The 6,878-nt window shown below is 66.7% G+C and carries 9 protein-coding genes; 5 read left to right on the forward strand and 4 right to left on the reverse strand.

From position 1 onward, the window contains the following. Positions 1-19 precede the first annotated feature (19 nt). Both E1263_RS21035 and mshC read left to right on the forward strand, forming a co-directional pair. Entirely contained in the window at positions 20-826 is an 807-nt protein-coding gene (locus tag E1263_RS21035; RefSeq protein WP_132169940.1) for an NmrA family NAD(P)-binding protein, read from the forward strand. 85 nt (positions 827-911) lie between these two features. Beyond that, complete coding sequence (mshC, locus tag E1263_RS21040) at positions 912-2,132, forward strand: cysteine--1-D-myo-inosityl 2-amino-2-deoxy-alpha-D-glucopyranoside ligase (RefSeq protein WP_132169942.1); 1,221 nt, start codon at positions 912-914, stop codon at positions 2,130-2,132. Between the two features lie 18 nt (positions 2,133-2,150). Here mshC and E1263_RS21045 read toward each other — a convergent pair whose 3' ends face one another. The 3 genes from E1263_RS21045 to E1263_RS21055 all read right to left on the reverse strand — a co-directional run bounded on the left by E1263_RS21045 (position 2,151) and on the right by E1263_RS21055 (position 4,281). After that, the gene (locus E1263_RS21045) at positions 2,151-2,972 is read right to left on the reverse strand and encodes a transglutaminase-like domain-containing protein (RefSeq protein WP_132169944.1); all 822 of its coding nucleotides are present in this window, start codon (positions 2,970-2,972) and stop codon (positions 2,151-2,153) included. Positions 2,973-3,190: 218 nt separating this feature from the next. Beyond that, positions 3,191-3,916: a cation diffusion facilitator family transporter gene (locus E1263_RS21050; RefSeq protein ID WP_132169946.1), complete on the reverse strand. Its 726-nt coding sequence runs from the start codon at positions 3,914-3,916 to the stop codon at positions 3,191-3,193. Continuing rightward, positions 3,913-4,281, reverse strand: coding sequence for an ArsR/SmtB family transcription factor (locus tag E1263_RS21055; RefSeq protein WP_132169948.1), 369 nt, complete (start codon positions 4,279-4,281; stop codon positions 3,913-3,915). The genes E1263_RS21050 and E1263_RS21055 overlap by 4 nt, the downstream gene beginning before the upstream one ends. A gap of 56 nt (positions 4,282-4,337) precedes the next feature. Here E1263_RS21055 and E1263_RS21060 point away from each other — a divergent pair, with 56 nt between their 5' ends. From E1263_RS21060 to E1263_RS21070, 3 genes are all read left to right on the forward strand, one after another. Beyond that, entirely contained in the window at positions 4,338-4,694 is a 357-nt protein-coding gene (locus E1263_RS21060; RefSeq protein WP_132169950.1) for a hypothetical protein, read from the forward strand. An 82-nt stretch (positions 4,695-4,776) separates the two neighbouring features. Further along, a complete protein-coding gene (locus tag E1263_RS21065; RefSeq protein ID WP_132169952.1) occupies positions 4,777-5,421 on the forward strand; it encodes a DsbA family protein in 645 nt (214 codons plus the stop codon). Further along, on the forward strand, positions 5,405-5,956 hold the full coding sequence (locus tag E1263_RS21070; protein WP_132169954.1) for a vitamin K epoxide reductase family protein: 552 nt from the start codon (positions 5,405-5,407) through the stop codon (positions 5,954-5,956). Before E1263_RS21065 ends, E1263_RS21070 begins: the two co-directional genes overlap by 17 nt. On the opposite strand, the gene E1263_RS21075 is transcribed toward E1263_RS21070, so the two are convergent. Continuing rightward, the gene (locus E1263_RS21075; RefSeq protein ID WP_132169956.1) at positions 5,951-6,355 is read right to left on the reverse strand and encodes a RidA family protein; all 405 of its coding nucleotides are present in this window, start codon (positions 6,353-6,355) and stop codon (positions 5,951-5,953) included. The two genes, E1263_RS21070 and E1263_RS21075, sit on opposite strands and share 6 nt — an antisense overlap. Between the last annotated feature and the right edge of the window lie 523 nt (positions 6,356-6,878).

Consider the following 6,878-nt stretch of genomic DNA (forward strand, 5'->3'; position numbering starts at 1 on the left):
TGCCCGATTGACTCTGGGTATGACGATTTTGGTGTTGGGCGCGACAGGCAAGACGGGCCGGCGAGTAGTTGCACGGTTGCGGGCTGAGGGTGTTGAGGTGCGGGCGGCGTCGCGGTCGGGGGAGACCCGGTTCGACTGGACCGACCGCGGTACGTGGGCGGACGCCGTACGGGATGTGGAGGCGGTTTATCTGGTGGCGTCGGACGATCCGGAGCCGACCGCGGCGTTTGTGAACGAGGCGGTCGTCGCCGGGGTGCGGCGGTTCGTGGTGCTGTCAGGGCGCGGTATGGACAACGTCGACGGGCGGTTCGGCGCGGGGATGGCCGAGGCGGAACGGGCCGTACGGGCGTCCGGGGCGGAGTGGACGATCCTCCGGGCGAACAACTTCTCGCAGAACTTTGACGAGGATCTGTGGCACGAGCCGGTGCTGGCTGGGCGGTTGGGCCTGCCGGCCGGTGAGCTGCGGGAGCCGTTCGTCGATCTGGAGGACGTGGCGGAGATCGCGGTGAAGGTGCTGACCTCGGCCGGGCACCACGGTGAGATCTACAACCTGTCGGGGCCGGAGGCGCTGACGTTCGCCGAGGCGGTCGAGGTGATCGCGAAGGTGTCCGGACGGACGGTCTCGTACGACGCCCTGACGCCGGCCGAGTATCGCGCGGAGCTGCTCGCGCTGGGCTGGCCGGCGGAAGTCGCCGACCAGCTCAATGGTCTGTTCGAGATCATGCTCGAAGGTCACCTGGCGACTCCCGCCGATGACATCGAGCGGTTGCTGGGGCGACCGGCGGGCAGCTTCACCGCCTATGTCGAGCGAGTCTGGGCAGGGTAACCGACGCCGGGACAGCGTGCGGACGAGACCGGAGAATGGAACCGCGTCCGCGCGCTGAATTCCGGCCTGACATAAGCTCCTGAGCATGCAGGCGTGGACTCATCCAGACATCCCGGTCGTCCCGGGCCAGGCCCGGCCGTTGCGCCTCCACGACACCGCGTCCGGCGGACCGGTCGAGGCGGCACCCGTCGACGGCAGTACCGCGCGAATGTATGTGTGCGGCATCACGCCGTACGACGCGACGCACATGGGACACGCGGCGACGTACGTCACGTTCGACCTGGTGAATCGGTTGTGGCGTGATGCGGGGTTCGAGGTTCTGTACACGCAGAACATCACCGACGTGGACGACCCGCTGCTCGAGCGCGCCGCGGCGACCGGCGTCGAGTGGACTGACCTCGCGCATAAGGAGATCGACCTCTTCCGCGATGACATGACTGCGCTCCGGGTGATTCCGCCGCAGCACTACATCGGTGTCGTCGAGTCGATCGACCTGGTTGCTTCGGCCGTCGAGGACCTGCAGCAGGCCGGCGCTGTCTACTCGGTTGATGGGGATCTGTACTTCGCTGTGAAGGCTGATCCGGCCTTTGGCGGCGTCTCGAACTACGACCGCGAGAAGATGATCGCGCTGTTCGCCGAGCGTGGTGGTGACCCGGATCGCTCCGGAAAGCAGGATCCGCTGGACAGTCTGCTGTGGCGCCACGAGCGCCCGAACGAGCCGTCGTGGGACTCGCCGGTTGGACGGGGACGACCGGGCTGGCACGTCGAGTGTTCGGCGATCGCGCTCAAGCACCTTGGCATGACGTTCGACGTACAGGGTGGTGGGTCGGACCTGATCTTCCCGCACCACGAGATGTCGGCCAGCGGCGCACAGGTGGCGACCGGGCAGCACCCCTTTGCGCGCGCCTATGTCCACCAGGCGATGGTCGGTCTCGACGGCGAGAAGATGTCCAAGTCCAAGGGCAACCTCGTCCTGGTCTCCAAAGAACGGCTCTCCGGCACTGACCCCATGGCGATCCGCCTGGCCCTCCTGGCCCACCACTACCGCACCGACTGGTTCTGGACCACCGAAGGCCTCGCCGAAGCCGAATCCCGCCTGGCCGTCTGGCGTGCCGCCCTGGGCCGCGGCACTGGGCCCGACGGCGCAGCGACGGTCGACGCCATCCGAGCCGCACTGACCAACGACCTGGACACGGTCGCTGCGCTCTCGGCGGTCGACACTTGGTCCGAGTCGAACGGCGACGACCCCGCGGCTTCCGCGCTGGTGGCCCAGGCCGTCGACGCCCTGCTCGGCATCAAGCTTTAAAGGACACAGCGCCAAGAGCTACAGGTCCACGGTGACGGGCTGGTCGCCGTACGGCGAGAGCTGGGTGACTGTGGTTGGGCGGAGCCTCGTGGCGTGGTGGGCCACGTCTGCCTCGGCGGTTGGGTTTCCGGTGTCGGCGGCTAGGAGTAGGCGGGCGAGCTCGTCGGCTTCGGGGTCTGTGAGGTTGAGGCCCACTTCGTCCCAGAGGAGGGTCTCGTGGGCGTTGCGGTGGAGGAGTTCGTGGACGACGGCCGCGCGGATGAAGGTCGGGCCGGCTAGCGCTGGGTGGGCGCCGTACCGGGTGGGGTCCAGGTGGCTGGCTCGGTAGGCGGTCCAGACTTCGGCGGCGGTTTGGAAGGGGGCACCTTCGCCGGTGGGGAAGTCGCGGATGTTGAAGGTGCGGCTGCCTGGTTGTAGTTCGGGGTCGAAGCGTTGCCAGCGGGTGCCGTTCCACCATTCGGCGATGACGTGGTCGCCGCAGAAGTCGGGGGACGGGGTGAAGCCGACGCGGGTTCGGGCCGGGATTTGGTGCTCGCGGAGGGCGGCGACGGCGAGGAGCGCGTGGTCGCGGCAGCAGCCGGCGACGCGGTCAGCGGGCGGGCGTGGGTGCAGGAGCGGGCGGGGATGCCTTGCCTGGTCGAGGTCGAGGATGGTTGAGATCCAGCGCGCGTTGATCTCGTGGCGGCGGTCGGCGCGGAGCAGGTGGGCCTCGGCGGTGTAGTGGAGGCCGAGGTTGGTGACGGCCGCGCAGATCTCCTCGATACCGGAGAGCTGTCGGAGCAGATGGCCGTGGGAGCCCGGGTCGGAGAAGGCGGAGTGCTGGGCGAATCGGGTGGTCATCAGCTGATCGTGCCTGGATTTCGGCCTACATTTCAGCCATCTATCGCGCTGCACGACGGACTGCAGGTAGCCGGCTGGGCGGGTGCGCGGCCGGGCGTGGCGGGTGGCTTGGGGTGGCTACCTGCAGTTGCTCGTGCTGGGCTGTGGCTTGCAATGGATCTTGTACAAGAGATCTTGAGTAATCGCTGGGGCGGCGCGGTGTTTTGGAGGGAAAGCGGTTAAGAGCAGCAGTTGTCGGAGCAGGCGCCTTCGGCGCAATTGCAGGCAGTGGCCGGGGTGCCTGCGGTGGGGGCGCAGCAGCCTTTGCCTTGCCAGGCTTCCCAGCCCTCGCGGACGGCTACGGCGGCGATGATCAGGCCGGCGATGGGATCGGCCCAGCCCCAGCCGAGGGTGGCGTTGAGGATCAGGCCTACCAGGAGCACGGCGGACAGGTAGGTGCAGAGGAGGGTTTGGGTCGAGTCGGCGACCACGGCGTTCGAGCCCAGCGCTTTGCCGGTACGACGTTGGGCCCAGGACAGGAACGGCATGACGATCAGTGAGGCGACCGCCAGTCCGATTCCGACGGGGGAGGTGTCGGGGTTGGCGCCGGTGATGAGGGTGCGGATCGACTCGAAAGCGACGTACGCCGCGAGGGCGAAGAAGGAGAACGCCAGGAGCCGGAGGGCCTGCTTTTCGCGGGTTTCGGGGAGGCGGTGGCGGAACTGCCAGAGGATGATCAGGCCGCTGGAGACCTCGACGACCGAGTCGAGGCCGAAGCCGACGAGGGCGACCGAGCCGGCGACGACGCCGGCGGTGATGGCGACGATCGCTTCGAGGATGTTGTAGGTGACGGAGGCGCCGGCCAGGAGTTGGGCGCGGCGGCTGAGTTTGCGGCGGAGCTCGGGATCGGTGGTCCAGGTGCTGGCCGGCTTTAGCGACAGGCTGATGGGCTCGGGCTTGCTCATGCCTGGGCCGCCTGGCCGTAGTTGGGGCAGAGGGCCACGGCGTCGCCGGTCAGGTCGAGCAGGCGTTCGGCGGCTGAGAGCAGGTCCAGCGTCGCTTCGGGATGGGTGAGGCTGAAAAGGGATGCGCGGCCGACCGGGCGGGACTCGACCAGGCCGCAGTCGCGGAGGCAGGCCAGGTGTTTGGAGACCGTGGACTGCGCGAGGCCAAGATGTTCGGTGAGGTCGACGACGCGGTGTTCGCCGAGCGCCAGGTGTCGCACGATAGCCAGCCGGGATCCGTCACTGAAGCCGTTGAACAGACAAGCCGCCACGGACAGGGCTGCGCTTTCGTCGATCTGAACGTCGACCGGTGCTTTCATGGCCATATGGCGATGTTATCGGTAAGGCGCTTGGTCTGGGAAGTCGGTAGGCTGATCTCGACATGATGAGATCCCTGCAGCGGTTCCTGGCGCGTGGCCTGATGCTGGTCGCGGCGCTGGCTGCTGTTTGCATGGTCCACAGCACCCCGGCATCGGCCGAGCAGCTGACGGCCGCCGGGACTACCGCCGTACAGGGCGAGCAGAGCGACGTACCGCCGAGCTGTCCGGTGGGTGGCGACGACACGCACCTGTCTGTGGCGGGTGTGCTCGGGGTTTCTTCGGTCGTGGGTGCTCTGGTCCCGTTCGGACGCGATGCGGCGGCGGTGGGGGAGACCTCGCTGTACGTCGTCCGTGCGCCGTCGTGCCCGTTGTGGCAGACGACTCCGTCGTTGATTCAGCTGCGCATCTCGCGCAGGTAGGCAAGCAAGCGCAACGACTCATCACCACCGGCGTACTGCCGGTGTGTCTTTGCCTGCCTTGTCTCACCTGAATCGAGGAGCCATGAGTACCAACGCCCGGGTATCGATCGCGATCGCCGCGGTCTTCGTCCTGATCGCCGGCATCGTGCTGGCCGTCAAGGCTGGGGATACGCCAGAACCCAGTGCCAGCAGTAACAGCGACCGCTTCGTGCGGTCCGACAGTCACAAGCTCAATGTCGCGGCCGACGGGAAAGCGACGTTCGTCGAGTTCCTGGATTTCGAGTGCGAGTCATGCCGGGCGGCGTACCCGGTGGTTGAGCAGTTGCGGAAGGACTACGCCGGCAAGGTGACGTTTGTGGTGCGGTACTTCCCGCTGCCTGGGCACTTCAACGGGGAGCGCGCGGCGCGCGCGGTTGAGGCGGCGGCCAAGCAAGGCAAGTTCGAGCAGATGTACCAGAAGATGTACGAGACCCAGGCCGAGTGGGGCGAGAAGCAGGTACCGGCGGATGACCAGTTCCGCGCGTTCGCGAAGGACCTCGAGCTCGATGTCGTTGCCTGGAGCAAGGATTACGCCGACCCGTCCACGCTGGAACGGATCAAGCGCGACGTTGCCGACGGGGAAGCGCTGGGGGTGACCGGTACGCCGACATTCTTCCTGAACGGGGCCAAGCTGGAACCGAAGTCGGTCGCGGATCTGACGGCGAGTATCGATGCCGCGCTCCAGTAGATCGCTGCCGTGGATCCTGCTGATCGGCGGGATCATCGGGCTGGCGGCGGCCGCCGTACTGACTGTCGAGAAGATTGCGCTGCTGCGCGACCCGGCTTATGTGCCGTCGTGCAGTATCAACCCGATCCTGTCCTGCGGCTCGGTGATGTCCAAGCCGCAGGCGGAAGTCTTCGGATTCCCGAATTCGCTGCTGGGGATCGCCGGGTTTGCGGTCATCGTCACCGTCGGGGTCGCGCTGCTGGCGGGCGCGACCTTCCGGCGGTGGTTCTGGATCGGGCTGCAGATCGGGGTGACGTTCGGCGCAGTGTTCGTGCACTGGCTGATGTTCCAGAGCCTCTATCGGATCCAGGCGCTCTGCCCTTACTGCATGGTGGTTTGGGCGGTCACGATCCCGATCTTCTGGTACGTGACACTGCACAACGTCAACCGCCCGAAGCTGACGCGGCTCCACAGTGTGCCGCTGACGATCTGGGCGGTCGTCGTACTGAGTTTGATCGGTGAGCAGTTCTGGTCGTACTGGCGGACCTTGCTATGACACGACAGCCATAGCTTCCACCTCGACGAGATACTCGGGCTGCGCCAAAGCCTGTACGCCGATCCACGAGGAAGGCGGCGGGTTGTCGGTGCCGAAGACGTCGGTGAGCACCTTGCCGATCCGGTCTGCATCCGTGCCGGACTGGAAGTCGCGGATGTAGAGCCGCAGGATCTGAATGTCGTCCGGCTGGCCGCCGGCGGCACGAACTGCGACGAAGACGTGGTCGAGGGCTTGGCGGAGTTGTTCCTCCAGGCCCTCCGCGTTGCTCTTCTCGTCTGCGCCCCACGCGACTTGGCCGGCGATGTTGATGATCGTGCCTGGTGGGGAGACGGCCACCTGGGAGAATCCCCAAGCCTTACTCGCGAAAAGCTCGGCCGGCTGCAGAGTGACACGAGGCACGGGTTGGCACTCCATTCAGTGGTGGATTGTTGCCTTGAGCATAGACCTGGGGGTGGTGTCGGCGGTGCATGGTTGATCGCCGCTCCGGACAAGCCGGATACGTTGTCTGTGGCTGGTCGCCGCGGCGGCCGCGTTACATAAAGAGCTTGGCTGGGCCCGGCGGGTGGTTGAGGTACTGGCGAGGCCGGAGATCGCGTGCCCGCCGATTGAGGTGCTCGCTATGGTTGCGGCCGGTCGTGGGGAAGCCTGGAAAGTGACCGTCCGCTGTGGTGAAAAGCGCCAGCAAGGAGGCATGAGGTGCTGCCGCGCCCGTGTGACCCTGGCTGCCCCCGGCCGCCGCGCTGGTCGTCGCGGCGCTGTCCAGTGGTCGGGGGTCTGTGGGCTGGGTGGTGGGCGTGAACAAGTAATTACCTAATAAGAGTTATCGGGTCGCCCGTCGGGCAGACTCGGACTGGTAAGCCGCTGGTGGGTGAGCACTTCTATTACCTGGACCTGTGAGTCTTGGGGACAGAGCGTGCCCCTG

Origin of the sequence: Kribbella antibiotica (assembly GCF_004349055.1) — a bacterium.
In the GTDB taxonomy this organism is placed as follows: Bacteria; Actinomycetota; Actinomycetes; order Propionibacteriales; family Kribbellaceae; genus Kribbella; species Kribbella antibiotica.

Excerpts from the sequence above, each read along its gene's own strand:
- E1263_RS21035 (WP_132169940.1), top strand. The coding sequence starts at position 20 with ATGACGATTTTGGTGTTGGGCGCGACAGGCAAGACGGGCCGGCGAGTA.
- mshC (WP_132169942.1), top strand. The coding sequence starts at position 912 with ATGCAGGCGTGGACTCATCCAGACATCCCGGTCGTCCCGGGCCAGGCC.
- E1263_RS21045 (WP_132169944.1), bottom strand. The coding sequence starts at position 2,972 with ATGACCACCCGATTCGCCCAGCACTCCGCCTTCTCCGACCCGGGCTCC.
- E1263_RS21050 (WP_132169946.1), bottom strand. The coding sequence starts at position 3,916 with ATGAGCAAGCCCGAGCCCATCAGCCTGTCGCTAAAGCCGGCCAGCACC.
- E1263_RS21055 (WP_132169948.1), bottom strand. The coding sequence starts at position 4,281 with ATGGCCATGAAAGCACCGGTCGACGTTCAGATCGACGAAAGCGCAGCC.
- E1263_RS21060 (WP_132169950.1), top strand. The coding sequence starts at position 4,338 with ATGATGAGATCCCTGCAGCGGTTCCTGGCGCGTGGCCTGATGCTGGTC.
- E1263_RS21065 (WP_132169952.1), top strand. The coding sequence starts at position 4,777 with ATGAGTACCAACGCCCGGGTATCGATCGCGATCGCCGCGGTCTTCGTC.
- E1263_RS21070 (WP_132169954.1), top strand. The coding sequence starts at position 5,405 with ATGCCGCGCTCCAGTAGATCGCTGCCGTGGATCCTGCTGATCGGCGGG.